Source organism: Kitasatospora cineracea (assembly GCF_003751605.1).
GTDB lineage: Bacteria > Actinomycetota > Actinomycetes > Streptomycetales > Streptomycetaceae > Kitasatospora > Kitasatospora cineracea.
On record NZ_RJVJ01000001.1, the window covers coordinates 2188089 to 2212975 of the forward strand.

Consider the following 24887-nt stretch of genomic DNA (forward strand, 5'->3'; position numbering starts at 1 on the left):
GCACGGCTGCACCGCAGGGCGGTCACCCCACTCGGGGTGGCCGCCCTGCGGCGTTCCCACTAGGGGATCCCCCTGGGGACGGAGGCGGGGGAACCACTCCCTGGAGGGAGGCGGCGGCGGGGGGCCGGCCGGGAGACTGGTGGGTGTCGAGAGGAGGCCGCGGTGAAGCGGTTGATGGGGGCGGCGGCGGTCGTGGCGCTGCTGGCGGTCGGGGCGGTCGGGTGCGGGCCGTGGGACGACCAGAAGAAGACGGTGTCGTACGAAGTGCCCGGCCAGGTCACCGAGTTGGAGGTGGACGGGCAGGTCGGCGGGATCGAGGTGCGGGCCGGGGACGGGCCGGTGCAGGTGGTGGAGAAGCGCACCTGGCGGGACCAGGAGCCGCAGTCCACCCACGTGCTCGCCGACGGGGTGCTGAAACTGGCGTACTCCTGCTCGCAGTGCGGGATCGGCTACCGGGTGCGGGTGCCGGCCGGGACGGTGCTGCGGCTGAAGGAGACCACCGGCGGCATCTCGCTGCACGGGATGGCGGGCGACATCACCGCGCGGACCGTCACCGGCGGGGTGGAGGCCAGCGGGCTGCGCGCCGCCAACGTCACGCTGGAGGCCGAGACCGGCGGGGTGACGGCGCGGTTCGCCGCGGCGCCGACCCGGGCCGAACTGCGCACCGACACCGGCGGGGTGGAGCTGACCGTGCCCGCCGGGGAGGCGTACGCGGTGGACGCCCGGGCCCGGACCGGCGGGACCCAGGTGAGCGTCCCCTCGCAGGCCGGGGCGGGCCGCACGCTGGTCGCGCAGGCGAACACCGGCGGCGTGAAGGTCACCACCGGCTGATCGACGGCTGTCGGTGCGGGGCCGTAGGTTGAGCGGTGTCGGCAGGAGGGCGCAGGCCCCGCCGGCTCCCCCCGAACTCTGTGCCCGAAAGGGGCGTCGGCCATGGCTGCCACCGTTTCCGCGGACCCGCAGGTGACCTACCTGGAACTCTCCGAGGACCAGGGGAGCGCCCACAAGTTCTACGAAGTCACGGTCAAGGAAGCCGAGTTGACCATCCGCTACGGGCGGATCGGTGAGAGCGGCACCACCAAGACCACGGTGTGCGCGAGCCCCGAGAAGGCCGCCGCGCAGGCCGCGAAGAAGATCGGCGAGAAGGTCCGCAAGGGCTACGCGCCGGCCGTCCGGGGCGTGCGCCAGCGCCGGTCCGTGACCCGCCGGCAGATCACCTCCAGCCGCTCCACCGCCCACCAGGCGCCGCTGCTGTGGCGCTTCCGCTCCGGCTCGCCCGCCTTCGGCGTGTACGTCGGCGAGGAGCACGCCTGGGTCGGCAACGAGCAGGGCGACGTCTACACGCTGACCACCGACGGGCAGGTCACCGGCCGGTTCGGGCTGCCCGACGGCGTCAAGTGCATCGTCGCCGACGACTGGTGGATCTACGCGGGCTGCGACGACGGCAAGGTGTACGACCTCGGCGGGAAGGTGCCGCGGGTGGCGTACGAGATCGCCCAGGACGTGGACATCTACTGGCTGGACATCCACGACGGGGTGCTCGGCGTCGCCGACGAGCGCGGCGGGCTGACCACCGTCGACCACGAGGACGAGTTCCAGTGGCGGCGCAACGCCCAGGGCTCGTCCGGCTGGATGGTGCGCTGCGACGCCGACTCGGTCTACCACGGCTGGTCGGCGGGCGTCGCCCGGTACGCCAAGCGCGGCGGCGACCAGCTCTGGCACACCCGGACCAAGGGCCAGGTGCTGTTCGGCTGGCAGGAGGAGGACGAGGTGTTCGCGGGCACCTCGCAGGGCTGGGTGCACCGGCTGCGCAAGGCCGACGGCTCGGAGGCCGCCGCGTACAAGTGCGACGCCGCGGTGTTCTCCTGCGCGGCCTCCCCCGACGGGGAGTTCGTGTTCGCGGGCGACAACCACTCCTCCGTCTACTGCTTCGCCGCCGACGGCACCCGGCTGTGGAAGCTCGGCACCGGCTGCGGCTCCGCGTACAGCATGCAGTACCGCGACGGGCGGCTGTACCTGGTCACCACCGACGGCTCGCTGGCCTGCCTGGACGCCTCCCCGGGCGCCGTGCGGGCCGCCGAGCAGGGCACCCTGCCGGCCACCGCCGAGGTGAGCGGCGCGGGCGTCGAACGGGTCGCGGCCGGCGCCGAGCTGGAGACCGTCAGCGCCGGTGCGGTGGCCGCCGGGACGGGCGCCGGGGGCATCGAGGTGGAGTGCGTGGCCGAGGGCGGGCGGCTGCGGGTCCGGGTGGTCACGCCCGGCTACGACGCGGCGCTGCGGGTGCAGTTCCCGAAGGACGTCCGGGTCGCCGGGGCCAGGTACCTGGTCGCCGAGGTGCGCCGGTCCGAGTCCGGCGGGTTCTACCGGGCCCGCGGCGAGATCAAGCGGCTGCTGTGACGCCCTGACACCCGGGCAGGGGCGCTCCCGGTCGGGGGCGCCCCTCGCGCGTGCGGGAGGGCCCTGCGGCGGCCGGCCGACGGTGCGAGAGGATGCGCGGCATGGGGAAGTGGACGGAGGGCCTGCTGGCCTGGGGGCGGGCCCGGCCGTGGGCGGTGAACGGGCCGCTGGTGGCGCTCGCCGTCGGCGTCTCGCTCTGGGGGGTGTACGCCGACCAGCACGACGACGAACGCCAGTGGTGGGCCTACGCGTTGGCGCTGGCCGGGTCGCTGCCGCTGTGGTGGCGGCAGCGGGCGCCGTGGGCGGTGATGGTGGTCACCGCCGTCCCCACCGCGGTGCTGTCGGTGACCGCGCACTTCGCCATGCCGCAGATCCAGGTCGCCACCGCGGTCGCCATCTACACCGTCGCCGACCGCGGCCGGGACTGGCAGCGCGCCGTGCTGCTGGCCTTCGTGGTGGTCGGCAACGTGGTCGGCACCCGGTCCTTCGGCGGCATGCTGTTCAGCCTGGTGGTGTCGGTGGGCAGCTTCGCCATCGGCTCGCTGGTGCGGGAACTGCGCCGACTGGCCGGCGTCGAGGCCGAACGGGCCCGGCAGGCCGGGCTGCGGGCCGCCAGCGACGCCGCCCGGGCCGTCGCCGAGGAGCGTGCCCGGATCGCCCGCGAGATGCACGACATCCTCGCCCACGCGGTCTCCCTGATGGTGATCCAGGCCGAGGCCGGGCCGCTGGTGGTGCGCGGCAACCCCGACCGGGCGATCCGCGCGTTCGACGCGATCGCCGACTCCGGGCGCGACGCGATGGTGCAACTCCGGCGGGTGCTCGGCGTGTTGAAGGAGGAGGGGGCGGCCCCCGCGCTCGCCCCGCAGCCCCGGCTGGCGGAACTCGCGGGCGTGCTGCAGCGGGTCCGCGACTCCGGGGTGGCGGTCGACGCCGAGATCGAGGAGGCCGGGCCGGCCGAGGTGCAGGCGGCGGCCTTCCGGATCGTCCAGGAGGCCCTCACCAACGTGGTCAAGCACGCCGGGGCCCGGCACGTCAGCGTCCGGGTCGCGGTCCGGGACGGGGCCCGGCTCGCGGTCGAGGTCGCCGACGACGGGGCCGGGGCCGGGGCGGCGGGCGCGGCCGGGAGCGGGGCCGGGGCCGGGGCCGGGATCGACGGGCGCTCCGGCGGGCGCGGCCTGCTCTCCATCCGGGAGCGCGCGGCGGCCTGCGGCGGCAGCGCCGAGACCGGGCCCCGGACCGACGGACCCGGCTACCTGGTGGCCGCCGTGCTGCCGCTCAACGCCTGAACAACTCCCCAGAAAGGCAAGCGAGTTGACCATTCGTGTAGTGATCGCCGACGACCAGGAGCTGGTCCGGGCCGGCTTCGGCATGATCCTCGACGCCCAGCCCGACATCGAGGTCGTGGCCGAGGCCGGCGACGGGCAGCAGGCCGTCGAGGCCGTCCGCGCCCACGCCCCCGACGTGCTGCTGCTCGACGTCCGGATGCCCGTCATGGACGGCATCGAGGCCGCCCGCCGGGTCTGCGCCGAACACCCCGCCTGCAAGGTCATCATGCTCACCACCTTCGACGTCGACGACTACGTCTTCGACGCGCTGCACGCCGGGGCCAGCGGCTTCCTGCTCAAGGACGTCCGCCGCGACGACCTGGTCCACGCCGTCCGGGTCGTCGACTCCGGCGAGGCCCTGCTCGCCCCGTCCGTCACCCGCCGCGTCATCGGCGAGGTCACCGCCCGCAAGGCCGGCGCCGCGCCGGTCGTCCCGCGGATCCTCGGCCGGCTCCTGGAGTCGCTCACCGCACGGGAGTTGGAGACCCTGCGGCTGGTCGCCCGGGGCATGTCCAACGCCGAGATCGCCGCCGAACTGGTGGTCAGCGAACACACCGTCAAGACGCACGTCAGCAACCTGCTGCAGAAACTCGGCCTCCGCGACCGGGTGCACGCGGTGGTCTTCGCGTACGAGGCGGGGGCGGTCACGGCGGGGGAGTAGGCCGCCCGCACTCCCCGGGCCCCTAGGGGGCGGCAGGGTGCCCCCGCCGGGCTCCGGGCGGCCCCCGAGAAGGCCCCGAGGGGCTCCTCCGCAGGAGGGAGCGGGCACTCTCACCGGCGCGGGGGAGGCGCCGCGCCGCCCGGCGGAGGAGGGTTGAGGTGTCGGCAAGAAGGCACTCTCACAAGGCGGTTGGGACAATGGCGGCGGGACGACGGGCACTGGGCTGGGCAACGGGACTGCTGGCGGTGTACGGGCTGGTGCGGCTGCTGCCGGGCTCGCGCGGAGTGGGCATCGGCTGGACGGTGGGGCACCTGGCACTGTTCGCCGGACTGGCCCTGCTGGGTGCGGGGCTGGTGGAACTGTGGCGGCTCGGCGGCCGCACCGGGGCGTGGGGCCGGACCTGGCTCGGCCTCGGCTGCGCCGGGGTCGCGGCGGGGCTCGCGCAGGCCGGCATCGACCTGTACGCCAACGCGGTCTCGGCCGACCGGGCGGCCCGCTCGGAGCTGTTCGACCGGGTGCAGTCGGTGCCCGGGGTGATGCCGCTGGTGTACTCGGTGGTGCCGATGCTGCTGTACGTCGGCCTGCTCGCGCTGCTGGTGCGGCTGGCGCTGCACCGGACCGTCCCGTGGTGGAGCCCGGCGCTGGTGCTGCTGGGCACCCTGGCGATGGGGGCGTCGCTGGACCTGCTGGCGCTCGGCGCGGTGCTGTACCTGCTGGCGTTCCGGCCGGTGATAACCGGTGGCCGCGGCGGGCTGCGGGCCGTACCGTCCGGGGAATGACTGGGAAGCGGCCGCTGGTGGCGGTGTTGACGGGTGCGGGCATCTCCACGGACTCGGGGATCCCCGACTACCGGGGACCGCAGGGGCTCTGGCAGCGGGACCCGGGCGCGCAGGACCTGGTGACGATCGGCCCGTACCTGGCGAGCGGCGAGGTGCGGCGCCGGTCCTGGCTGATGCGGCGGGACGCGGGCGCGATCGGCGCCGAGCCGAACGCCGGGCACCGGGCGCTGGTGGACCTGGAACGGGCCGGCGTCCCGATGCGGGTGCTGACGCAGAACGTGGACGGGCTGCACCAGGCGGCCGGGCTCCCGGCCCGCAAGGTGGTCGAACTGCACGGGACGGCCACCGAGGTGCAGTGCGTGCGCTGCCGGGTGACCGGCCCGATGGCGGCGGCGCTGGAACGGGTCGCCGCGGGCGAGGACGACCCGGCGTGCGAGCAGTGCGGCGGGGTGCTGCGGCCGCGCACCGTGATGTTCGGCGAGGCACTGGACGAGCGGGTGCTGCAGCAGGCGGACGCGATCGCCAGGAACTGCCAGGTGTTCCTGGCGATCGGCAGCTCGCTGCAGGTGCACCCGGCGGCGCTGCTGCCGAGGATCGCGCTGGAGCACGACGCGCGGCTGATCGTGGTCAACGGCGAGCCCACGCCGTGGGACTGGGCCGCGCACGAGGTGATCCAGGTGCCGATCTCGCAGGCGCTGCCCGAGCTGGTGGCCCGGCTGGTGGACGGCGACCTGTCCGAGGTGTGAGCCGCGGGGGAGCGGGACGGGCACGGTGGGACGGCGACGTAGCATGACGGCCCGACGAGCAGGGAGGACCCCCATGTCGATCGACGCCTTCGACCCGTGGTCGGCCGCGTTCGTGGCCCGCCCCTACCCGGCGTACGCCGCGCTGCGCGAGCAGGCGCCCGTCCACCACTACGCGCCGACCGGCCAGTGGCTGGTCTCCCGGTACGCCGACGTCAACGCGCTGCTGCGGGACCGGCGGCTCGGCCGCACCTACACCCACCGGTTCACCCACGAGGAGTTCGGGCAGCCCGCGCCGAACCCCGCGCACGAGCCGTTCCACACCCTCAACGACCACGGCCTGCTCGACCTGGAGGGCCCCGACCACACCCGGATCCGCCGCCTGGTCGCCAAGGCGTTCACCCCGCGGATGGTCGAGTCGCTGCGCCCCACCGTCCGGCGGCTGGCCGGCGAACTCGTCGACGGCCTGCTCGCCGACGGCGGCGGCGACCTGATCGCCGAGGTCGCCGAACCGCTGCCGGTCGCGGTGATCGCCGAGATGCTGGGCGTCCCGGAGTCCGACCGGCACCTGCTGCGCCCCTGGTCCGCCGACATCACCGGCATGTTCGAACTCCACCCGAGCGAGCAGACCGCCCGCCGCGCCGTCACCGCCAGCCTCGAATTCTCGTCTTACCTGCGGGAGTTGATCCTCCGCCGGCGCGCCGACCCGGGCCCCGACCTGATCAGCGCGCTGGCCCTGGCCGCCGAGGACGGGCAGGTGCTCAGCGAGCAGGAGACGGTCTCCACCTGCGTCCTGCTGCTCAACGCCGGCCACGAGGCCACCGTCAACACCACCGGCAACGGCTGGCTCGCCCTGTTCCGCAACCCCGGCGAACTCGCCCGGCTGCGCGGCGCCGTGGACGAACTGCTGCCCACCGCCGTCGAGGAACTCATGCGGTACGACACCCCGCTGCAGATGTTCGAACGCTGGGTGCTGGACGACATCGAGGTGGCCGGCACCCGCATCCCGCGCGGCGCCGAGGTCGCCCTGCTGTTCGGCTCCGCCAACCACGACCCCGACCGCTTCACCGACCCCGAGCGGCTCGACCTCGGCCGCACCGACAACCCGCACCTCACCTTCGGCGCCGGAATCCACTTCTGCCTCGGCGCCCCGCTCGCCAGAATGGAACTCACCGAGTCCTACGGCGCACTGCTCCGCAAGGCCCCCGGGCTGACGCTGCGACGCGAACCCGACTGGCGCCCCGGCTACGTGATCCGCGGACTGGAGCAACTGCTGGTCGAGATCTGAGGGGGAACACGCGATGCGACGGGCGACGGGCGCGATGCTGGGACTGGCGATCGGGGACGCGCTGGGCAAGCGCACCGAGTTCCTGAACCTCGACGAGATCGGGCTGCTCAGCCCCGACTGGCGGCGGCTCCCGCTCCCGAAGAAGGCCCAGGTCACCGACGACACCCAGATGACCCTGGCCCTCGCCCGCGCCCTGCGCGCCGCCCTCGCCGAGGGCCCGCTCGTCCCGCTGCGCCTCGAACTCCCGCTGCGCGAGGAGTTCGTGGACTGGTGGCGCTCCCCGGACAACGACCGCGCCCCCGGCATGACCTGCCTGCGCTCCTGCTCCCGGCTCTCCACCGGCGGCCCCTGGCAGGCCGCCAGCGACCTCGGCTCCAAGGGCTGCGGCGCGAACATGCGGGTCGCCCCGCTCGGCCTGGTCCGCGAACTGACGGACCGTCAGGTATCCGGCGCGTCCCAGCTGCAGTCCGGCCTCACCCACGGCCACCCCACCGCGCTGGCCGCCAGCGAACTCACCGCCTTCACCGTCCGCTGGCTCGCCCAGGGCGCCGACCCCGCCGAACTCCCCGCCCGGCTGCGCGCCCACGCCCGCGAACAGCGCACCCGCTACGACGGGTTCTGGCTCGGCGACCTCTCCGCCCGGGACCACTTCGGCTCCCCGGAGGAGTTCATCGCCCGCGGCTGGGACGAGTGCCTGCTCGCCCTCGACCGGCTCGACGCCGCACTGGCCGCCGCCGACCCCGAGGCCGACCCGTGCGAGCGCACCGGCGGGGGCTGGGTCGCCGAGGAGGCCTTCGCCGGCGCGCTGCTCTGCTTCCTGCTGTTCCCCGACGACCCGGTCGCCGCCGTCCGCCGCGCCGCCGTCTCCTCCGGCGACTCCGACTCGCTGGCCTGCCTGGCCGGAGCCTTCGCCGGCGCCCACTGCGGCGCGGACGCCTGGCCGGCCGACTGGACCGACCGGATCGAGTACCGCGAGGACCTGCTGTTCTTCGGCGCCCACTGGGACTGAACCGCCGGACGGACAGCCCGTCAGACGCCGGTGTCGCGCTGCCGGAACCGCGTCCGCCCGGACGGGTCGGCCGGGACGACAACGGCGGCGGGGGGAGCGGCGGGAGCGGGGGCAGCCGCGGCGACGGCCGCCTGCGGGTAGCGAGCGGCCAGGGCCGACCGGTCGCCGTGGGTGGCCGCGGTGACCAGGTCGTCGGCCACCTGCAGGACGACGTCGCGGCCCTCCACCAGGGCGCACCAGTCGGCCGGCAGGCCGGACAGGCCGTGCAGGGCGCCGACCAGGTTGCCGCAGACCGCTCCGGTGGAGTCGCTGTCGCCGGAGTGGTTGACGGAGAGCACCAGGGCGGTGCGGGCGTCCGGGGCGGCCAGGGCCGCGTACACGGCGACGGCCAGGCACTCCTCGGCGATCCAGCCGAGGCCGACCCGCTCCACGCCCTCCGCGCTGCCGGGGCCCTCGTCGGCGATCCGGACGGCCCGGCGCAGCGCGTCGCCGGTCTCCTGCCCCAGGTACTGCGCGTCGACCTGGGCCAGGACCGCGTCGAGCGCCGCGCGCAGCGGCGTCCCGGCGGCGACCCGGGCGACCAGGGCGGCGAACGCGCCCGCCGCGAGGTAGCCGGTGGGGTGGCCGTGGGTGAGCTGGGCGGCCACCGCGGCCTGCCGGAACGCCTCCTGCGGGCCCAGCCCGAACAGGCCGAACGGGGCCGAGCGCATCACCGTCCCGCAGCCCTTGGAACCGGGGTTGACCGGGCCGTCCTGGCCGAACGGGGCGGCGGGCCGGTAGTCGGTGGCCACCCCGGTGGTGCAGGCGTTGCCGGGGGCCCGGGAGGCGTACAGGAAGTCCTGGGCGGCCAGCCAGCCGTCCGGGTCGCGGCCCGGCTCGGGCAGCCGCTGGGTGAGGAACCAGCGCCGGTACGCGGCGTGCAGGTCCTCCGGGCGGCCGCCGCGCAGCAGGCCCTCCGCGGTGAACAGGGTCATCTGGGTGTCGTCGGTGACCTGCCCGCCGAGCCCGGCGTCCGCCAGGTCGGTCAGGCCGTCCGGCCCGAACCGGGCCCGGATCTGGTCCAGCCGCTGGAACTCGACCGGCCAGCCCAGCGCGTCGCCCAGCGCGCCGCCGAGCAGCGCGCCCCGTACCCGGTCCGTGAAGTCCATCGCTCTTCCCCCTCGGTCGGGTGCCGCCGGCCGGTCAGCGCGCGATGCGCCCCGAGCCGCGGTGCAGGGAGGCGCGGTCGGCGGCGGCCCGGCCCTCGACCCAGCCCTCGCCGTCGCTCACCCGCACGCGCTGCGACACCAGTTTGGGGAACATCTTGCCCACCGCGTCGTCGACGGCCTCCGCCCGGGCCGCCAGTACCGGCAGCAGGCCCCCGGCCGGGACGGCCGGCAGCGGCCCGCCGTCCGGCCCGGCACCGTCCCCGGCACCGCTCCCGGCACCGTCCGGGCGGCCCGCCGCGGCCTCCTCGGTGGCCCGCTCGGTGGCCTCGGCCAGCCGCTCCCGGATCCGCGCCGCGTACGCCACCAGGAAGGACTGCCGGAACGCCTTGGTGCGGGCCGCGCCGTCCTTGTGCTTGCGGCTGCCCGCCCGGTGCATCGCCGCCGTCGCCTGCACCAGCAGCGAGGTGTACAGCAGCTCCACCGCGTCCAGGTCGGCGTCGAAGCCGACCACCGTGCAGAACCCGAACTCCTTCGCCCACACCACCCGGCACCGGTTCGCCGCCGCCACCGCGTCCAGCAGCATCGTCTTCGGGCCCTCGTACGGGTTGTCCACGCCGATCCGCACCGCCGCCGGGTCGTCCGCCGACCGGCCGCCCCCCGCCGCCAGCAGCGCCTCGTCGATCGAGTGCCGGGCCATCAGCTCCTGCGCCTTCGCGGTCAGCGCCTCAGCCTCGTCCGGGAACCCGGTCGACTCGGCCTTCGCCAGCAGCGCCCGGATCCGGCCCAGCATCCGCGGCTCGCCCGACCGGGGCTCGCTCGCCCGCGGCGCGGACTGCCCGGGCACCGGGCCCACCGGCTGGACCGGCGGCAGCAGCGCCCAGGCCCGCAGCAGCTCCAGCGCCGCCGTCGCCAGCGCGAACCGGTCCAGCCGGTGCCGGGCCGCGAACTCCGGCAGGAACGCCTCGTCCGACGGCCACCACGGCCGGGCGTCCAACTCCCGCACCTGCTCCCGCCAGCGCCGGTCCAGCGCCGCCGCCGGGTGCCGCCGGCCCTCCGCCGCGATCAGGTCCACCGCCAGCGCGACCTGCACCGGGCCCAGCTCCCGCCGGGCCACCCGCACCAGGTCGGCGGGCTGCCAGCCGGCCGCCCAGCAGCGGCCCACCGCCCGCTCGGCCACCCCCAGCAGCGCCCGGCTCACCCCCGGCCACCGGTCCGCGGAGGCCGCCAGCAGCGACGCCGCCCCGTCCACCACGTACTCCAGGCCCCCGGGCTGCGCACCCGCCACCCGGGCCACCGCCTCCGCCACCAGCTCGTCCACGGGCTGATCGGTGCTGGCCACGGCGGTTCCTGCTTCCTGCGGGGGACGGGGGGACACGAGGGGAGGGGACGCCCTCCATGATGCCGGAGCGGGCCCGTCCGCCCGTCCGGCCCTCAGCCCGCGCCGCCGGTCACCGCTCAACGACCTTGGCGAGGATCTCCGGCGCCCGCGCCAGCAGCCGTCCCGAGGCCAGCCGGACGCCCAGCAGGGCCGCGCCCGCCCCGTACAGCGCGCCCACCGGCAGCACCGGCCAGGCGGGGTGGTGGCCGAGCAGCAGGAAGCCGAGCAGGGCCCCGAAGGGCAGGCAGAGCAGCGCCACGCCGACCATCGAGCCGAACGCGTTGAGCATCACCGCGCCGTTCTGCCCGGGCGCCGCGTTGCGCATCGGGTTGCCGTCGGCGGGCAGCGCGTACGGCGCGTGCACGCTGAGCAGGCAGCCCAGGCCGATCGCGGTGCCGAGCACGGCCAGGGCCAGTCCGAGGGCGGGGGCCAGGCCGGTCCAGTCGCCGGTGAGGGCGGCCACCGGCGGCCCGAACAGCACCAGGACCGGCACGCCGTACGCCGCCACGGCCAGGGCCCGGCCGCGCAGTTCGTCCCGGGCGTCCCGCCGGGTGGCCAGGGTGGCGGCGATCATCCAGAACCCGGAGCCGTCCATGCCGAACAGGTTGCCGGACTGCAGGCCGAGCATCAGGCCGCCGATGGCGATCACGTACACCGAGCTCCAGCCCTGCACCACCGACAGCGCCGCGAACACCGCGGTCATCCCGATGCCGGTGAACACCGCGGCCTTCGCCCGCGGCTCCCGCCAGACGTACCGCAGCTGCCGCTGGGCGACGGTGCCGACCCGGCCCGCGGGCAGCAGCCGCCACAGGCCCGCCGCCCGGGCCGCCGCGGCGGGCGAACTCTCCAGCAGCGTCGAGGAGTCGCCGCTCACCATCAGGTCCCGCAGACTGCGCAGCCACCAGCGCAGCAGCACCGCCAGCAGGGCCGCGGTCAGCAGCAGCTGCCCGGCCGCGACGGCGTACGCGCCCTCCCCGGCCGAGCGCACCGCGTCGATCGCCGCGACCGGCGGCAGCCACCGCACCACCGAGGCGTACGGGTGCAGCACCGACAGGTCGACGCCCGGGCCGGAGCCGTTCAGCGAGCTCTGCAGGGCGAGGTTGCCGCCCTGCGCCAGCACCGCGAACAGCAGGCCGCCGAAGACGGCGAAGTCCTTGCCGCGCCGACTGGACAGCATCCGGGCGTTGGCCGCCCCGATCGCCCGGATCAGCGCGACCAGCACCAGCAGGGTCAGCGGCACCGCGAGCACCGCCACCGCCGCCGAGGCCGCGCCCCGCCCGGCCGCGACCGCGGCGCCGGTCAGCAGCAGCAGGTTGATCAGCGGCCCCGGCCCGACCAGCCCGCCCAGCAGGCTGCCGCGCAGCAGCACGGCGGGCCGCAGCGGCAGCATGGTCAGCCGGGTCGGGTCGGCGCTCTCGTCGCTGGAGAAGAAGAACAGCGGCATCGCCGCCCAGCACCCGGTCAGCCCGGCGACCAGCACCGCGGCCGCGTCCGCCGCCCCCGTCCGGCCGTGCAGCACGGCCAGCCCGAGGGCCGCGGACAGGCCGAACAGCAGCCCGACCAGCAGCCCGATCAGGTACCCGGCGGCCAGCCCGGGGCTGCGCCGCAGCCCGTTGCGCAGCAGCCGGAGCTTCAGGGCGACGAGGGTGCGGACGACCGCCCGGTCGTCGGCGGTAGCGGTGGCGGGGGCGGTGGCGGGGGTCAACGGTGGCCCCCGCCCAGCCAGTCGAGCGCCTGGCCGTCGTCCGCGCGGACGCCGACCAGCCCGAGGAACGCCTGGTGCAGCGAAGTCCCGCCGCGCACCCGGTCGATGGGCCCGGCGGCGACCACCTGCCCGGCGTTCACCACGGCGACCCAGTCGCACAGCGACTCGACCAGCTCCATCACGTGGCTGGAGAACACCACCGTCGACCCGGAGGCCGCGTACCGGGTCAGCACGCCGCGGATGGTCTGCGCGGAGACCGGGTCGACGCCCTCGAACGGCTCGTCCAGGAACAGCACGTCCGGGTTGTGCAGCAGCGCGGCGGCCAGGCCGATCTTCTTGCGCATGCCGGTGGAGTAGTCGGCGACCAGCTTGTCGGCGGCGCCGGTCAGGTCGAGCACCGCCAGCAGCTCCTCGGCCCGCCGGTCGGTCTCCGCGCCGTCCAGGCCGCGCAACCGGCCGTTGAAGCGCAGCAGTTCGCGTCCGCTGAGCCGCTCGAACATCCGCAGCCCCTCGGGCAGGATGCCGATCCGGGCCTTCACCGCGACCGGGTCCTGCCAGACGTCCGCGCCGTGCACCAGCACCGTCCCCCGGTCGGGCCGCAGCAGTCCGGTGGCCATCGACAGCGTGGTGGTCTTGCCGGCCCCGTTCGGGCCGACCAGGCCGATGAACGACCCGGCGGGCAGGTCGAGGCTGAGCCCGGCGACGGCGGTCTGCGCGCCGAAGCGCTTCCACAGGTCGCGGATCGAGACGGCGGGCGGCGGGGTGGTCGCCTCCATGGCGGGTGGTCTCCTTGTCGACGGCGGTCCGGACGGATTCTTCCGACGGGTTCCTGCACGGGGGAGCGGTGGCCGAGGGCGTGCCTGACGTGACCCTATGATCATTCCTTTACCCGGACATCCCCCGTTCGGCGGTACGCCACCCCTCCCCCGCCGGGACCGGCAACTACCCGGCCCCTCCGTTCGTCCTGCATCCTGGGAGCGCACACGCAGCAGGGGGGAACGGGAGGAGGCCGCGGTGGCAGGACAATGGGGACCGCCGGCGCCGTACGGGCAGCAGCCCTGGCAGCCGGCGCCGACGCCGCAGTCCGCGATGCGGGCCGCCAACTCCGACCGCGAGCGCACCATCGACGTGCTGAAGGCCGCCTTCGCCGAGGGCCGGCTGACCGCGGCCGAGTACGAGCACCGGATGTCCGCGACCCACCAGGCCGCCACCTACGGGCAGTTGGCCGCGCTGGTGGCCGACCTGCCGTCCGGGCCGATGGTGCAGCCGTTCGGCGCGCCCGTCCCGGTGGTGCCGCCGACCTTCATGCCGATGCCGGCCTTCCTGCCGCCGCCGCCCGCCCGCAACAACGGCCTCGCGGTGGCCTCCGCGACGCTCGGCTGCCTCACCGTGCTCACCCTCGGCGCCACCGGCCTGCCCGCCGTGGTCACCGGCCACCTGGCCCGGGCCAAGCTGCGCACCACCGGCGAGGACGGCGACGGCCTGGCCGTGCTCGGCCTGGTGCTGGGCTGGCTCTCGGTGGCCGGCTGGCTGCTGTTCTTCCTGCTGGCCGTCGCGTCCGGCTGAACCCGCCCGCCCGCGCGCGCCCCGCGCCGTACCGCGGCCGCCGCACACTCCGTGCGGCCCGGTCCCGTGCCGGACCCGGACGCCCGCCCACCCGGGCGCACTCCATTTGTTTTGACCGCCGCCTGTGCGCTAGGTACGCTCTGACCTTGTGCCTGGGGTGTGCCCGGGTCCTTGTGCGTGCCAGCAGATCGGCCGCCGCAGCGGAGACTCCACCCGCTCGGTGTGTGCCGTAGCCGCAGCGCAGCTCATGGGATTCCGCGATTCTTCCCCGAAGAAGGCCCAACACACCCGACCGCGTGGGTCGGAGAGTGCGGGGCCACACCGCAGGTTAGTTCCACCGAGCCTTGGCACACAGAAAACGGAGAAACGGTGCCTACGATCCAGCAGCTGGTCCGAAAGGGCCGGCAGGACAAGGTCCAGAAGACCAAGACCCCCGCGCTTGAGGCATCGCCCCAGCGCCGCGGTGTCTGCACGCGTGTGTACACGACCACCCCGAAGAAGCCGAACTCGGCTCTCCGCAAGGTCGCCCGTGTGCGCCTCACCAGCGGGATCGAGGTCACCGCTTACATTCCGGGCGAGGGCCACAACCTGCAGGAGCACTCCATCGTGCTCGTGCGTGGCGGTCGCGTGAAGGACCTGCCGGGTGTGCGTTACAAGATCATCCGCGGCGCTCTTGACACCCAGGCTGTCAAGAACCGCAAGCAGGCCCGCAGCCGCTACGGCGCCAAGAAGGAGAAGTAAGAATGCCTCGTAAGGGCCCCGCCCCGAAGCGCCCGGTCATCATCGACCCGGTCTACGGCTCCCCCCTGGTGACCTCGCTGGTCAACAAGATCCTGCTGCACGGCAAGCGCTCCACCGCCGAGCGGATCGTCTACGGCGCCCTCGAGGGTGTCCGCGAGAAGACCAGTGCCGACCCGGTGATCGCGCTCAAGCGCGCGCTGGAGAACGTCAAGCCGACCCTCGAGGTCAAGTCCCGCCGCGTCGGCGGCGCCACCTACCAGGTGCCGGTCGAGGTCCGTCCGGGCCGCGCCAACACCCTGGCGCTGCGCTGGCTGGTCGGCTACTCCCGCGCCCGTCGCGAGAAGACCATGACCGAGCGTCTGCTCAACGAGATCCTCGACGCCAGCAACGGCCTGGGCGCTTCCGTGAAGCGTCGCGAGGACACCCACAAGATGGCCGAGTCCAACAAGGCCTTCGCGCACTACCGCTGGTAGTCCCAACCCCGTCACTAGACAGAGAGAGAACGAGCCACCATGGCTGCAACCTCCCTTGACCTCGCCAAGGTCCGCAACATCGGGATCATGGCGCACATCGACGCGGGCAAGACCACCACCACCGAGCGGATCCTGTTCTACACCGGTGTCTCGTACAAGATCGGTGAGGTCCACGACGGCGCTGCCACGATGGACTGGATGGAGCAGGAGCAGGAGCGCGGCATCACCATCACGTCGGCCGCGACGACCTGTCACTGGACCCTCGACGGTGTCGACAACACCATCAACATCATCGACACCCCGGGCCACGTCGACTTCACCGTCGAGGTGGAGCGCTCGCTGCGCGTGCTCGACGGTGGCGTGACGGTGTTCGACGGCGTCGCCGGTGTCGAGCCCCAGTCCGAGACCGTGTGGCGGCAGGCCGACCGCTACGGCGTTCCGCGCATCTGCTTCATCAACAAGCTGGACCGCACGGGCGCCAACTTCTTCTTCTGCGTGCAGACCATCGTGGACCGCCTCGGCGCCACCCCGCTGGTCATGCAGCTGCCGATCGGCGCCGAGGGTGACTTCACCGGCGTCGTCGACCTGGTGAAGATGAAGGCCCTGGTCTACTCGGCCGACGCGCCCAAGGGCGAGATGTACGACACCGTCGACATCCCGGCCGACCTCGCCGAGCAGGCCGCGGAGTACCGCGAGGCCCTGATCGACACCGTGTCGAACGTCAGCGACGAGGTGATGGAGCTCGCCCTGGAGGGCGAGGACATCCCCGAGGAGCTGATCGTCGCCGCGATCCGCAAGGGCACGCTGAACTCGGACTTCACCCCGATCTTCTGCGGCTCGGCGTTCAAGAACAAGGGCGTCCAGCCCCTGCTCGACGCGGTTGTGAAGTACCTGCCGTCGCCCCTCGACATCGAGGGCATCGAGGGCACGAAGCCGAACAACCCCGACGAGAAGATCGTCCGTCAGGCCTCGGACGACGAGCCGCTCGCCGCGCTCGCGTTCAAGATCATGTCGGACCCGCACCTGGGCAAGCTCACCTTCGTCCGCGTGTACTCCGGCCGCCTGGAGTCCGGCACCTCGGTGCTGAACTCCGTCAAGGGCAAGAAGGAGCGCATCGGCAAGATCTACCGCATGCACGCGAACAAGCGTGAGGAGATCGACTCGGTGGGCGCCGGCGACATCATCGCCGTCATGGGCCTCAAGCAGACCACCACCGGTGAGACGCTGTCCGACGAGAAGAACCCGGTCATCCTGGAGTCCATGGACTTCCCGGCCCCGGTCATCCGCGTCGCGATCGAGCCCAAGTCCAAGGGCGACCAGGAGAAGCTGGGTGTCGCCATCCAGCGCCTGGCCGAGGAGGACCCCTCCTTCCAGGTCAACACCGACGAGGAGACCGGCCAGACGATCATCGCCGGCATGGGCGAGCTGCACCTCGAGGTGCTGGTCGACCGCATGCGCCGCGAGTTCAAGGTCGAGGCCAACGTCGGCAAGCCGCAGGTGGCGTACCGCGAGACGATCCGCAAGGCCGTCGAGCGCATCGACTACACGCACAAGAAGCAGACCGGTGGCTCCGGCCAGTTCGCGAAGATCCAGATCGCGATCGAGCCGCTGGAGTCCGGCGAGGGCTACGAGTTCCTCAACAAGGTCACCGGTGGCCGTGTGCCGAGGGAGTACATCCCCTCGGTGGACGCCGGTTGCCAGGAGGCCATGGAGTTCGGCGTGCTCGCCGGCTACCCGCTCCAGGGCGTCCGCGTGATCCTGCTCGACGGTGCGTCGCACGACGTCGACTCGTCCGAGCTGGCGTTCAAGATCGCCGGTTCCATGGCGTTCAAGGAAGGTGCCCGCAAGGCGTCGCCGGCTCTGCTCGAGCCGATGATGGCCGTCGAGGTCACCACCCCCGAGGACTACATGGGCGACGTGATCGGCGACATCAACTCCCGCCGTGGCCAGATCCGGGCCATGGAGGAGCGCCACGGTGCCCGCGTCGTCAAGGCGCTGGTGCCGCTCTCCGAGATGTTCGGCTACGTCGGTGACCTGCGCAGCAAGACCTCTGGTCGCGCGAGCTACTCGATGCAGTTCGACTCGTACGCCGAGGTTCCGCGGAACGTGGCGGACGACATCATCGCCAAGGCCAAGGGCGAGTGACGTCCCGGTAATCGGGATGAATCAGACCCTTTAGGCTAGAAGGAGGGCACCCGGACGTTTGCCCGTCCGGGTTCCGCCCGGGAGCCCTCCGGCACCCCCCACCCGCGGGACGGCTACGGGGCGCGACACCAGCGCCCCGTTACCAAAAACCCGATCCAGACCAACTGACGTCGTACGGCGTACAGAACTGTCCTCAGGAGGACTGCAGTGGCGAAGGCGAAGTTCGAGCGGACGAAGCCCCACGTCAACATCGGCACCATCGGTCACATCGACCACGGTAAGACCACGCTGACCGCGGCCATCACCAAGGTGCTGCACGACGCGTACCCGGACATCAACCCCTTCACGCCGTTCGACCAGATCGACAAGGCGCCGGAGGAGCGTCAGCGCGGTATCACCATCTCGATCGCGCACGTCGAGTACCAGACCGAGGCGCGTCACTACGCCCACGTCGACTGCCCGGGTCACGCGGACTACATCAAGAACATGATCACCGGTGCGGCCCAGATGGACGGTGCGATCCTCGTCGTCGCCGCCACCGACGGCCCGATGCCGCAGACCAAGGAGCACGTCCTCCTGGCCCGCCAGGTCGGCGTCCCCTACATCGTCGTCGCCCTGAACAAGGCCGACATGGTGGACGACGAGGAGATCCTGGAGCTCGTCGAGCTCGAGGTCCGCGAGCTCCTCTCCGAGTACGAGTTCCCGGGCGACGACCTGCCGGTCGTCCGCGTCTCGGCGCTGAAGGCGCTCGAGGGCGACAAGGAGTGGGGCGAGAAGCTCCTCGGCCTCATGCACGCCGTCGACGAGGCCATCCCGACCCCGGCCCGCCTCACCGACCAGCCGTTCCTGATGCCGATCGAGGACGTCTTCACGATCACCGGTCGTGGCACCGTCGTCACCGGCCGCATCGAGCGCGGCATCCTCAAGGTCAACGAGACCGTCGACATCATCGGCATCAAGACCACCAAGACCACCACCACGGTCACCGGTATCGAGATGTTCCGCAAGCTGCTCGACGAGGGCCAGGCCGGTGAGAACGTCGGCCTGCTGCTCCGCGGCATCAAGCGCGAGGACGTCGAGCGCGGCCAGGTCATCATCAAGCCGGGTTCGGTCACCCCGCACACCGACTTCGAGGCCCAGGCCTACATCCTGTCGAAGGACGAGGGTGGCCGTCACACCCCCTTCTTCAACAACTACCGCCCGCAGTTCTACTTCCGTACCACGGACGTGACCGGCGTCGTGACCCTCCCCGAGGGCACCGAGATGGTCATGCCGGGCGACAACACCGCCATGACCGTCGCGCTGATCCAGCCCGTCGCCATGGAGGAGGGCCTGAAGTTCGCCATCCGTGAGGGTGGCCGCACCGTCGGCGCCGGCCAGGTCACCAAGATCGTCAAGTAATTGCCGATCTGACCCCTGGTCATCCAGGAGGGCCCGGCCCCGTCCCGCGAGGGAGGGGGCCGGGCCCTCCGGCGTTCCAGCCCCCGTCGCGCTGCGGGTGGGGGCGAGCGGCACGTGCGGAACGCGAGAGGCGCGGCACCGTGGGAACGGTGACGCGCCTCTCGCGCGTCCGGGCCCGGGGCCCGGTTTTGTCGGTCAGGCCCGGACCGAGGGGTGGTCCGAGTGGCCGGCCCGGACGCCCTCCGCGTCCTCGCCCTGCGGACCGGCCGCCGCGGCGGCGGCCGCGCGGCGCTCCTGCCGGCGGGCCAGCGGGCGCGGCGTCCAGTTCTTCAGCCTCATCGCGGGCGATTCGACCAGGTACCAGGAGATCGCGGCCAGCACCACCGTCCCGGCCAGCGCGCAGGCGAGGAAGCCGATCTTGCCGTACTTCACGAAGCCGAGCATGGCCAGTGCCTGCTCCACGGTGAAGCCGTAGATGTAGATGCCGTACGAGAAGTCCCGGTTGCGGCCGATCCGCTGGAACGGGCTCGGCAGCCGGATCGCGAGCCAGAACAGCAGGTAGGCGAAGGCCGGGTAGCCGATCACGAACAGGCCGCCGTAGCGCATGGTGACGGCCAGGGCGACCAGCGAGAGCAGGGCCAGCCCGTCGTGCACCGGGACCTTCTCCCGGTAGAGCTGGACGGTCGCGCCCAGCAGGAAGACGAAGCCCAGGTGGATCAGGAAGTGCGTCGACATCGGGCCCAGCAGCGGCACGTTGACCGAGGTGCTCATGTCGCCGGGGATGCCGTGGCGCATGCTCGGCGCGTCCAGCCAGTCGTTGACGATCAGCACCCAGAGCGCGAGCGCGGCCAGCGGCACGAAGCGGCGGGCCTTGAGCAGCACGCCGCCGGCCGCGAGCATGCCGACCATCACGTAGCAGAGCAGCTCGTACTTGAGCGACCACAGCGCGCCGTTCACGCTCTGGTCGTGGTTGGTGCCCCGGTGGACGCCGTCGGCGATGACGCCGGAGACGTCCCAGCCGCTGGTCAGCGAGGTGTTCCAGGTGCCCTTCAGGTAGTGCCAGGGTCCGGCCGGGTGGTTCCAGAAGCCGTCCATGGTGCCGTGCAGGTACTGGTACAGCAGCGGCATGATCACCAGGGTGGAGATCAGCAGCGACCCCCACAGCCCGGGCATGATGCGCAGCACCCGGTGCCAGCTGTAGCGGCCGATGCCGGTCCGCCGGCCACTGCCGGTGATCATGAAGCCGGAGAGCACGAAGAAGCCGACCACCGCCATCTTCCCGATGTCGGTCTGCTCGCCGCTGTGCTTCCACAGCGGGTCGAGGTGCCCGTAGCCCAGCGGGTACAGGTGCGAGACCACCACGGAGGTAGCCAGCGCCAGTCGCAGCAGGCCGAAACTGTTGGCGCGGCCGGAGAAAAGCTCCGCCAGGGTGCCGCGGGAGCGGAGCAGTCCGTTGGATCTCATGTGTTCCTCGGTGGAATCGGGAGGCAGGGGGCTATCGGGTGGCGGTGCGGGCCCGCCACAGGTCGGCGACGCCGTCGGCCAGGGTCCGGGTGGGGGCCCAGCCGAGCTGCTCGCGGGCCAGCGAGACGTCCATCTGCTGCCACTCCGTCTCCGGGCCGGTGCCGTCGGGTGCGGGCACCTCGGTGATCTCGACGGGCACCCCGCTGGCCTCGATCAGCAGCTCCACCAGGACCCGGGCGGCGGTGGCCCGGCCGGTGCCGACGTTGATCACCGGAACGGTGGTGCGGGCGCCGATCGCGGCCAGCACCGCGTCCACGGTGTCGGCCAGGTCGACGAAGTCGCGCTGCGCGGTCAGCGGCTGCAGCGACAGCTGCGCGGTGCGCCCGGCCAGCCGGGCCTCGTCCAGCTTCGCGGCCATCACGCCGAGCAGGCTGTGCCCGGGCTGGCCGGCGCCGACCACGTTGCCCAGCCGCAGCGTCACGGCGTCGATCCGGCCGTCCGCGACCGCCCGGGTGATCGTCTCGGTGGCGGCCAGCTTCAGCTTGCCGTACTCCATCACCGGCGCCGGCGCGTCGTCCTCGCGCCGGCTGGTGCCGATCGGGGCCATGCCGTACTCGTGCACGGTGCCCAGGTGCACCAGCCGGGCCGGGCGGGACATCGCGGCGACCGCCTCGACCAGCCGGTCGACCAGCACCACGTTGGCCTCGTGCATCTGCTCGTCGTTCAGGCCCCACATGCCGCCGGCCGCGTTGACCACGGCGTCGACGCCCTCCCGGTCCAGCAGCGCGGCCAGCTCGGCGGGGGCGGTGGCGGACAGGTCCACGGAGGCGAAGCGCCCGGCCGGCGGGTCGGCGGGCACCGTCCGGGCCAGGGTGAGCACCTGGTGGCCGCGCTCGGCCAGCCGGGCGCACAGCACCCGGCCGATGAACCCGGTGCCGCCGAGGACGGCCACCCGGGCGGGAGCGGAGGGGGGAACGGACATGGCGCGCAACTCTCCTAGGGGACGGGGGACTTCAGCGGCCGCGGCCGGAGCCGGCCGCGGCGTTCTTCAGCAGCGACTTCGCGCCCTTCCACTGCTTGGCCCTGAGTGCCCCGGGCACCAGGGTCAGCGCGTGGATGCGGGCCGAGATGTGCAGTCGGGACGCCTTCGCGGCGCGGTGCCAGCCCTGCGCGTCCAGCCGGTCGGCGGCGTCCAGGAAGTAGCGGTGCGCCTCGGCGAAGCGGTGCCCGGAGAACGCCGAGGTGGCGGAGACCGACAGGTGCCGGCGGTACTGGAAGCTGCGCACGTCGTCGATGGCCATCTCCTCGCCGGCCTGCAGCAGGTCGATCACCAGCGCCAGGTCCTGGATGATCTCCAGGTTGTCCCGGAAGCCGGTGCCCTTGACCGCGTCGGTGCGCCAGCAGATCGACGGGAAGTACAGCCAGTTGCCCTTCAGCAGGCTGACCGCCAGCTCCTCGCCGCCCATCGTGTACCGGCCGGTGCGCCGGGGTGCGTACAGCCGCCGCTTGGCCTCGTCGGCCAGCGAGCTGGCGGGCTTCCCGTCGCCGTCGATCACCTCGACGCCGGGCTGGATCATCGCCACGCCGGGGAAGGCCTCGATCGAGGTCCGGACGTTCGCCACGTAGTTCGGCAGCATCACGTCGTCGGTGCCCATGAACACCAGGTACTCGTACTCGGCCAGCCCCAGGCACTTGCGGTAGTTGCCGGTCACGCCGAGGTTCTGCTCGTTGCGGAAGTACCGCACCCGCGGGTCGCCGAGCTGCTCGAACCACTCCGGGACGCCCGGCTCCTTGCCGTCGTCGACGACGGTCAGGCGCCAGTCCCGGTCGGTCTGGGCCAGGACGCTCCGTACCGCCTCCTGCATCAGGGCGACATTGCCGTAGTAGGGGAGCAGCACATCGAGCGTGGTCATGTCGGGGCACATCCGCGGAGGTGAGTGGGAGGGCCCGGGGGCCCGGCGGCGGGCCCATCATACGTGCGCGCCCCGTGGCCGAACGGGTCGGCGGCGGGGCGCGCGGGCGGCTCCGGGACGGCTCAGTCCTGCCGCAGACTCCGGTAGAACTCCTGGCACTTGCCGTACTCGGGCAGCAGGCCGGAGGCGAGCGCCTCGGCCAGCGTGGGCGCCTCGGCGTCCTTCGCGGACAGCTGCGGGTCCTCCACCGGCCACTCGATGCCGAGCTCCGGGTCGAGCGGGTGCACGCCGTGCTCGCCGGTCGGGTTGTAGGTCTCCGAGCAGACGTAGGACAGCGTCGCGTCGTCGGTCAGCGCGCAGAAGCCGTGGCCCAGGCCCTCGGGGATGTACACCGAGCGGCGGTCGGCGTCGTCGAGCCGGACGAACTCCCACTTCCCGAACGCGGGGGAGCCGACCCGCAGGTCGACGACCACGTCCAGCACCGCGCCGCGCACGCAGCTGACGTACTTGGCCTGGCCGGGCGGCACGTCGGCGAAGTGCACGCCGCGCACCACGCCCTTCGCGGAGACCGACAGGTTGCCCTGGGCGAGGCGCAGCGGGTGCCCGACCACCTCGGACAGCTTGTCGAAGCGGTACCACTCCATGAACAGGCCGCGCGGGTCGCCGAACTGCTGCGGGGTGACCTCGAAGGCGCCGGGGATCGACAGTTCGCGGAACTTCACCGGGGGTTCTCCTCGTCCAGCAGGGCCAGCAGGTACTCGCCGTACCCGCTCTTGGTGAGCGGTTCGGCCAGGGCGCGCAGCTGCGCGTCGTCGATCAGTCCGGCCCGCCAGGCGGTCTCCTCCAGGCAGCCGATCTTGAAGCCCTGCCGCTCCTCGATGACCCGGACGAACTCGGAGGCCTGCACCATCGACACGAAGGTGCCGGTGTCCAGCCAGGCGGTGCCCCGGTCCAGCGTGGTGACGTGGAGCTGGCCGCGCCGCAGGTACTCCTCGTTGACCGAGGTGATCTCCAGCTCGCCGCGGGCGCTGGGCTCCAGCTCCGCCGCTATCCCGACCACCTGGTTGTCGTAGAAGTACAGGCCGGGCACCGCGTAGCGGGACTTCGGCTTCGCCGGCTTCTCCTCGATGGACAGCACCCGCCCGTCCTCGGCGAACTCCACCACGCCGTACGCGGTCGGGTCGGCCACCGGGTAGGCGAAGACCCGGCCGCCCTCGGGCGAGGTGTGCTGGGCGAGCCGGGTGCCCAGCCCGGAGCCGTGGAAGATGTTGTCCCCGAGGATCAGCGCCACCGACTCGTCGCCGATGAAGTCCGCGCCCAGCACGAAGGCCTGGGCGATGCCCTCGGGCTTCTCCTGCACCGCGTACTCCAGCCGCAGGCCGAACTGCGAGCCGTCGCCGAGCAGCCGCTCGAACTGGTCCCGGTCCTGCGGGGTGGTGATGATCAGGACCTCGCGGATGCCCGCCATCACCAGGGTGGAGAGCGGGTAGTAGATCATGGGCTTGTCGAAGACCGGCAGCAGCTGCTTCGAGACGGCCCGGGTCAGCGGCCAGAGCCGCGAGCCGGTGCCGCCTGCCAGGAGGATTCCACGCATGCGGGCAGCTTAGACCGACCGGCACATGGAGGGCGGCACCGCCCGGACTCGGCCCTCACCCCGCTCCTTCCCCCATCCCTCCACGTGCCGGTCGGTCTTACGGGGCCCGGCGGGGGCGGGGGAGACCGAGGGCGGGGGCCCGGGGCCCGGCGGGTAGACTGCCGCCACTATGCGCATCCTCGTGACCGGCGGAGCCGGCTTCATCGGTTCGGAGTTCGTCCGCCAGCTCCTCGGCGCGGATCCGGCCGCCCAGATCACCGTCCTCGACAAGCTCACCTACTCGGGCGTCGAGGCCAACCTCGCCCCGGTCGCGGGCCACGCGGGCTACGCCTTCATAAAGGCCGACATCTGCGACCCGGAGGCCGTCGACGCCGCGATGGCCGGCCACGACGTGGTGGTGCACTTCGCCGCCGAGTCGCACGTCGACCGCTCCATCGAGGGCGCCGGCCCGTTCGTCACCACCAACGTGCTGGGCACCCAGGTCCTGCTGGACGCCGCCCGCAAGCACGGCGTCGGCCGCTTCGTGCACGTCTCCACCGACGAGGTGTACGGCTCGATCTCCGAGGGCTCCTGGACCGAGACCTGGCCGCTGGTCCCGAACTCCCCGTACTCGGCCTCCAAGGCCGCCTCCGACCTGCTGGCGCTGGCCTACCACCGCACCCACGGCATGGACGTGGTGGTCACCCGCTGCTCCAACAACTACGGGCACTACCAGTTCCCGGAGAAGGTCATCCCGCTGTTCACCACCAACCTGCTGGACGGCCGGAAGGTCCCGCTGTACGGCGACGGCGGCAACATCCGCGACTGGCTGCACGTCTCCGACCACTGCCGCGGCATCGAACTGGCCATGAACAAGGGCCGGGCCGGCGAGGTCTACAACATCGGCGGCGGCACCGAGCTGACCAACAAGGAGCTCACCGGCCTGCTGCTGGAAGCGGCCGGCGCCGACTGGGACCGGGTCGAGCGGGTCGCCGACCGCAAGGGCCACGACCTGCGCTACTCGCTGGACATCAGCAAGATCAGCGAGGAGCTCGGCTACACCCCGCAGGTCCGCTTCGAGGACGGGCTGGCGGCCACCCTCGCCTGGTACCGCGACAACCGCGACTGGTGGGAGCCGCTCAAGGCCCGCACCGGTCTCCAGGGCTGAGCCGCGGAGA

At 73.0% G+C, this 24887-nt stretch carries 23 protein-coding genes; 14 read left to right on the forward strand and 9 right to left on the reverse strand.

Features of this window, described 5'->3' with window-relative positions; all coding sequences use genetic code 11:
- The first annotated feature begins 162 nt into the window (after positions 1-162).
- The 8 genes from EDD39_RS10100 (at position 163) to EDD39_RS10135 (ending at position 8202) form a co-directional block, all read left to right on the forward strand.
- Positions 163-831, forward strand: a complete 669-nt coding sequence (locus EDD39_RS10100) for a DUF4097 family beta strand repeat-containing protein (protein ID WP_123554962.1) — start codon at positions 163-165, stop codon at positions 829-831.
- A gap of 102 nt (positions 832-933) precedes the next feature.
- Positions 934-2397: a WGR domain-containing protein gene (locus EDD39_RS10105; protein ID WP_123554964.1), complete on the forward strand. Its 1464-nt coding sequence runs from the start codon at positions 934-936 to the stop codon at positions 2395-2397.
- Positions 2398-2498: 101 nt separating this feature from the next.
- A complete protein-coding gene (locus EDD39_RS10110) occupies positions 2499-3683 on the forward strand; it encodes a sensor histidine kinase (protein ID WP_123554966.1) in 1185 nt (394 codons plus the stop codon).
- Positions 3684-3708: 25 nt separating this feature from the next.
- Positions 3709-4383: a response regulator transcription factor gene (locus EDD39_RS10115; protein ID WP_030457444.1), complete on the forward strand. Its 675-nt coding sequence runs from the start codon at positions 3709-3711 to the stop codon at positions 4381-4383.
- Between the two features lie 197 nt (positions 4384-4580).
- Positions 4581-5162, forward strand: coding sequence for a hypothetical protein (locus EDD39_RS10120; RefSeq protein ID WP_123818183.1), 582 nt, complete (start codon positions 4581-4583; stop codon positions 5160-5162).
- The gene (locus tag EDD39_RS10125) at positions 5159-5908 is read left to right on the forward strand and encodes an SIR2 family NAD-dependent protein deacylase (RefSeq protein ID WP_123554969.1); all 750 of its coding nucleotides are present in this window, start codon (positions 5159-5161) and stop codon (positions 5906-5908) included. Before EDD39_RS10120 ends, EDD39_RS10125 begins: the two co-directional genes overlap by 4 nt.
- Positions 5909-5981: 73 nt before the next feature.
- The gene (locus tag EDD39_RS10130) at positions 5982-7193 is read left to right on the forward strand and encodes a cytochrome P450 (RefSeq protein WP_123554971.1); all 1212 of its coding nucleotides are present in this window, start codon (positions 5982-5984) and stop codon (positions 7191-7193) included.
- Positions 7194-7206: 13 nt separating this feature from the next.
- On the forward strand, positions 7207-8202 hold the full coding sequence (locus EDD39_RS10135; RefSeq protein ID WP_162869985.1) for an ADP-ribosylglycohydrolase family protein: 996 nt from the start codon (positions 7207-7209) through the stop codon (positions 8200-8202).
- A 20-nt stretch (positions 8203-8222) separates the two neighbouring features.
- Here EDD39_RS10135 and EDD39_RS10140 read toward each other — a convergent pair whose 3' ends face one another.
- The 4 genes from EDD39_RS10140 to EDD39_RS10155 form a co-directional block, all read right to left on the reverse strand.
- Entirely contained in the window at positions 8223-9350 is a 1128-nt protein-coding gene (locus tag EDD39_RS10140) for an ADP-ribosylglycohydrolase family protein (protein WP_123554976.1), read from the reverse strand.
- A 34-nt stretch (positions 9351-9384) separates the two neighbouring features.
- The gene (locus EDD39_RS10145) at positions 9385-10689 is read right to left on the reverse strand and encodes a DUF2786 domain-containing protein (protein ID WP_123554978.1); all 1305 of its coding nucleotides are present in this window, start codon (positions 10687-10689) and stop codon (positions 9385-9387) included.
- A 109-nt stretch (positions 10690-10798) separates the two neighbouring features.
- Positions 10799-12433 carry a transporter gene (locus EDD39_RS10150; RefSeq protein WP_123554979.1) on the reverse strand — a complete coding sequence of 545 codons (1635 nt, stop codon included), beginning with the start codon at positions 12431-12433 and terminating at the stop codon, positions 10799-10801.
- Entirely contained in the window at positions 12430-13209 is a 780-nt protein-coding gene (locus EDD39_RS10155) for an ABC transporter ATP-binding protein (RefSeq protein ID WP_123554981.1), read from the reverse strand. Before EDD39_RS10155 ends, EDD39_RS10150 begins: the two co-directional genes overlap by 4 nt.
- Before the next feature lie 238 nt (positions 13210-13447).
- Between EDD39_RS10155 and EDD39_RS10160 the strand changes: the two genes are divergently transcribed.
- The 5 genes from EDD39_RS10160 (at position 13448) to tuf (ending at position 18759) form a co-directional block, all read left to right on the forward strand.
- The gene (locus EDD39_RS10160; RefSeq protein WP_341869150.1) at positions 13448-13999 is read left to right on the forward strand and encodes a DUF1707 and DUF4190 domain-containing protein; all 552 of its coding nucleotides are present in this window, start codon (positions 13448-13450) and stop codon (positions 13997-13999) included.
- Between the two features lie 369 nt (positions 14000-14368).
- Positions 14369-14740, forward strand: a complete 372-nt coding sequence (gene rpsL, locus EDD39_RS10165) for a 30S ribosomal protein S12 (protein ID WP_014136303.1) — start codon at positions 14369-14371, stop codon at positions 14738-14740.
- Positions 14741-14742: 2 nt separating this feature from the next.
- Positions 14743-15213, forward strand: coding sequence for a 30S ribosomal protein S7 (gene rpsG / locus EDD39_RS10170; protein ID WP_123554985.1), 471 nt, complete (start codon positions 14743-14745; stop codon positions 15211-15213).
- 39 nt (positions 15214-15252) lie between these two features.
- On the forward strand, positions 15253-17358 hold the full coding sequence (fusA, locus tag EDD39_RS10175; protein ID WP_123554987.1) for an elongation factor G: 2106 nt from the start codon (positions 15253-15255) through the stop codon (positions 17356-17358).
- 207 nt (positions 17359-17565) lie between these two features.
- Positions 17566-18759, forward strand: coding sequence for an elongation factor Tu (gene tuf / locus EDD39_RS10180; RefSeq protein ID WP_030457430.1), 1194 nt, complete (start codon positions 17566-17568; stop codon positions 18757-18759).
- A gap of 195 nt (positions 18760-18954) precedes the next feature.
- Here tuf and EDD39_RS10185 read toward each other — a convergent pair whose 3' ends face one another.
- The 5 genes from EDD39_RS10185 to rfbA form a co-directional block, all read right to left on the reverse strand.
- The gene (locus EDD39_RS10185; protein WP_123554989.1) at positions 18955-20223 is read right to left on the reverse strand and encodes an acyltransferase family protein; all 1269 of its coding nucleotides are present in this window, start codon (positions 20221-20223) and stop codon (positions 18955-18957) included.
- A 31-nt stretch (positions 20224-20254) separates the two neighbouring features.
- Positions 20255-21205 (reverse strand): NAD-dependent epimerase/dehydratase family protein, encoded by a 951-nt coding sequence (locus EDD39_RS10190; protein WP_123554991.1) that lies wholly within the window; start codon positions 21203-21205, stop codon positions 20255-20257.
- Between the two features lie 31 nt (positions 21206-21236).
- The gene (locus EDD39_RS10195) at positions 21237-22136 is read right to left on the reverse strand and encodes a glycosyltransferase family 2 protein (RefSeq protein WP_123554993.1); all 900 of its coding nucleotides are present in this window, start codon (positions 22134-22136) and stop codon (positions 21237-21239) included.
- 122 nt (positions 22137-22258) lie between these two features.
- Positions 22259-22858, reverse strand: a complete 600-nt coding sequence (rfbC, locus tag EDD39_RS10200) for a dTDP-4-dehydrorhamnose 3,5-epimerase (RefSeq protein ID WP_123554995.1) — start codon at positions 22856-22858, stop codon at positions 22259-22261.
- Positions 22855-23730, reverse strand: coding sequence for a glucose-1-phosphate thymidylyltransferase RfbA (gene rfbA, locus EDD39_RS10205; protein ID WP_030457425.1), 876 nt, complete (start codon positions 23728-23730; stop codon positions 22855-22857). Before rfbA ends, rfbC begins: the two co-directional genes overlap by 4 nt.
- A gap of 169 nt (positions 23731-23899) precedes the next feature.
- On the opposite strand from rfbA, the gene rfbB reads away from it, so the two are divergent.
- Entirely contained in the window at positions 23900-24877 is a 978-nt protein-coding gene (gene rfbB / locus EDD39_RS10210; RefSeq protein ID WP_123554997.1) for a dTDP-glucose 4,6-dehydratase, read from the forward strand.
- The last annotated feature ends 10 nt before the right edge of the window (positions 24878-24887 follow it).

What these genes read in the sequence shown, in the direction of transcription:
- EDD39_RS10105 (WP_123554964.1), top strand. Translation starts at nt 934, where the DNA reads ATGGCTGCCACCGTTTCCGCGGACCCGCAGGTGACCTACCTGGAACTC.
- EDD39_RS10110 (WP_123554966.1), top strand. Translation starts at nt 2,499, where the DNA reads ATGGGGAAGTGGACGGAGGGCCTGCTGGCCTGGGGGCGGGCCCGGCCG.
- EDD39_RS10120 (WP_123818183.1), top strand. Translation starts at nt 4,581, where the DNA reads ATGGCGGCGGGACGACGGGCACTGGGCTGGGCAACGGGACTGCTGGCG.
- EDD39_RS10125 (WP_123554969.1), top strand. Translation starts at nt 5,159, where the DNA reads ATGACTGGGAAGCGGCCGCTGGTGGCGGTGTTGACGGGTGCGGGCATC.
- EDD39_RS10130 (WP_123554971.1), top strand. Translation starts at nt 5,982, where the DNA reads ATGTCGATCGACGCCTTCGACCCGTGGTCGGCCGCGTTCGTGGCCCGC.
- EDD39_RS10135 (WP_162869985.1), top strand. Translation starts at nt 7,207, where the DNA reads ATGCGACGGGCGACGGGCGCGATGCTGGGACTGGCGATCGGGGACGCG.
- EDD39_RS10140 (WP_123554976.1), bottom strand. Translation starts at nt 9,350, where the DNA reads ATGGACTTCACGGACCGGGTACGGGGCGCGCTGCTCGGCGGCGCGCTG.
- EDD39_RS10155 (WP_123554981.1), bottom strand. Translation starts at nt 13,209, where the DNA reads ATGGAGGCGACCACCCCGCCGCCCGCCGTCTCGATCCGCGACCTGTGG.
- rpsG (WP_123554985.1), top strand. Translation starts at nt 14,743, where the DNA reads ATGCCTCGTAAGGGCCCCGCCCCGAAGCGCCCGGTCATCATCGACCCG.
- fusA (WP_123554987.1), top strand. Translation starts at nt 15,253, where the DNA reads ATGGCTGCAACCTCCCTTGACCTCGCCAAGGTCCGCAACATCGGGATC.
- EDD39_RS10185 (WP_123554989.1), bottom strand. Translation starts at nt 20,223, where the DNA reads ATGAGATCCAACGGACTGCTCCGCTCCCGCGGCACCCTGGCGGAGCTT.
- EDD39_RS10190 (WP_123554991.1), bottom strand. Translation starts at nt 21,205, where the DNA reads ATGTCCGTTCCCCCCTCCGCTCCCGCCCGGGTGGCCGTCCTCGGCGGC.
- EDD39_RS10195 (WP_123554993.1), bottom strand. Translation starts at nt 22,136, where the DNA reads ATGACCACGCTCGATGTGCTGCTCCCCTACTACGGCAATGTCGCCCTG.
- rfbA (WP_030457425.1), bottom strand. Translation starts at nt 23,730, where the DNA reads ATGCGTGGAATCCTCCTGGCAGGCGGCACCGGCTCGCGGCTCTGGCCG.
- rfbB (WP_123554997.1), top strand. Translation starts at nt 23,900, where the DNA reads ATGCGCATCCTCGTGACCGGCGGAGCCGGCTTCATCGGTTCGGAGTTC.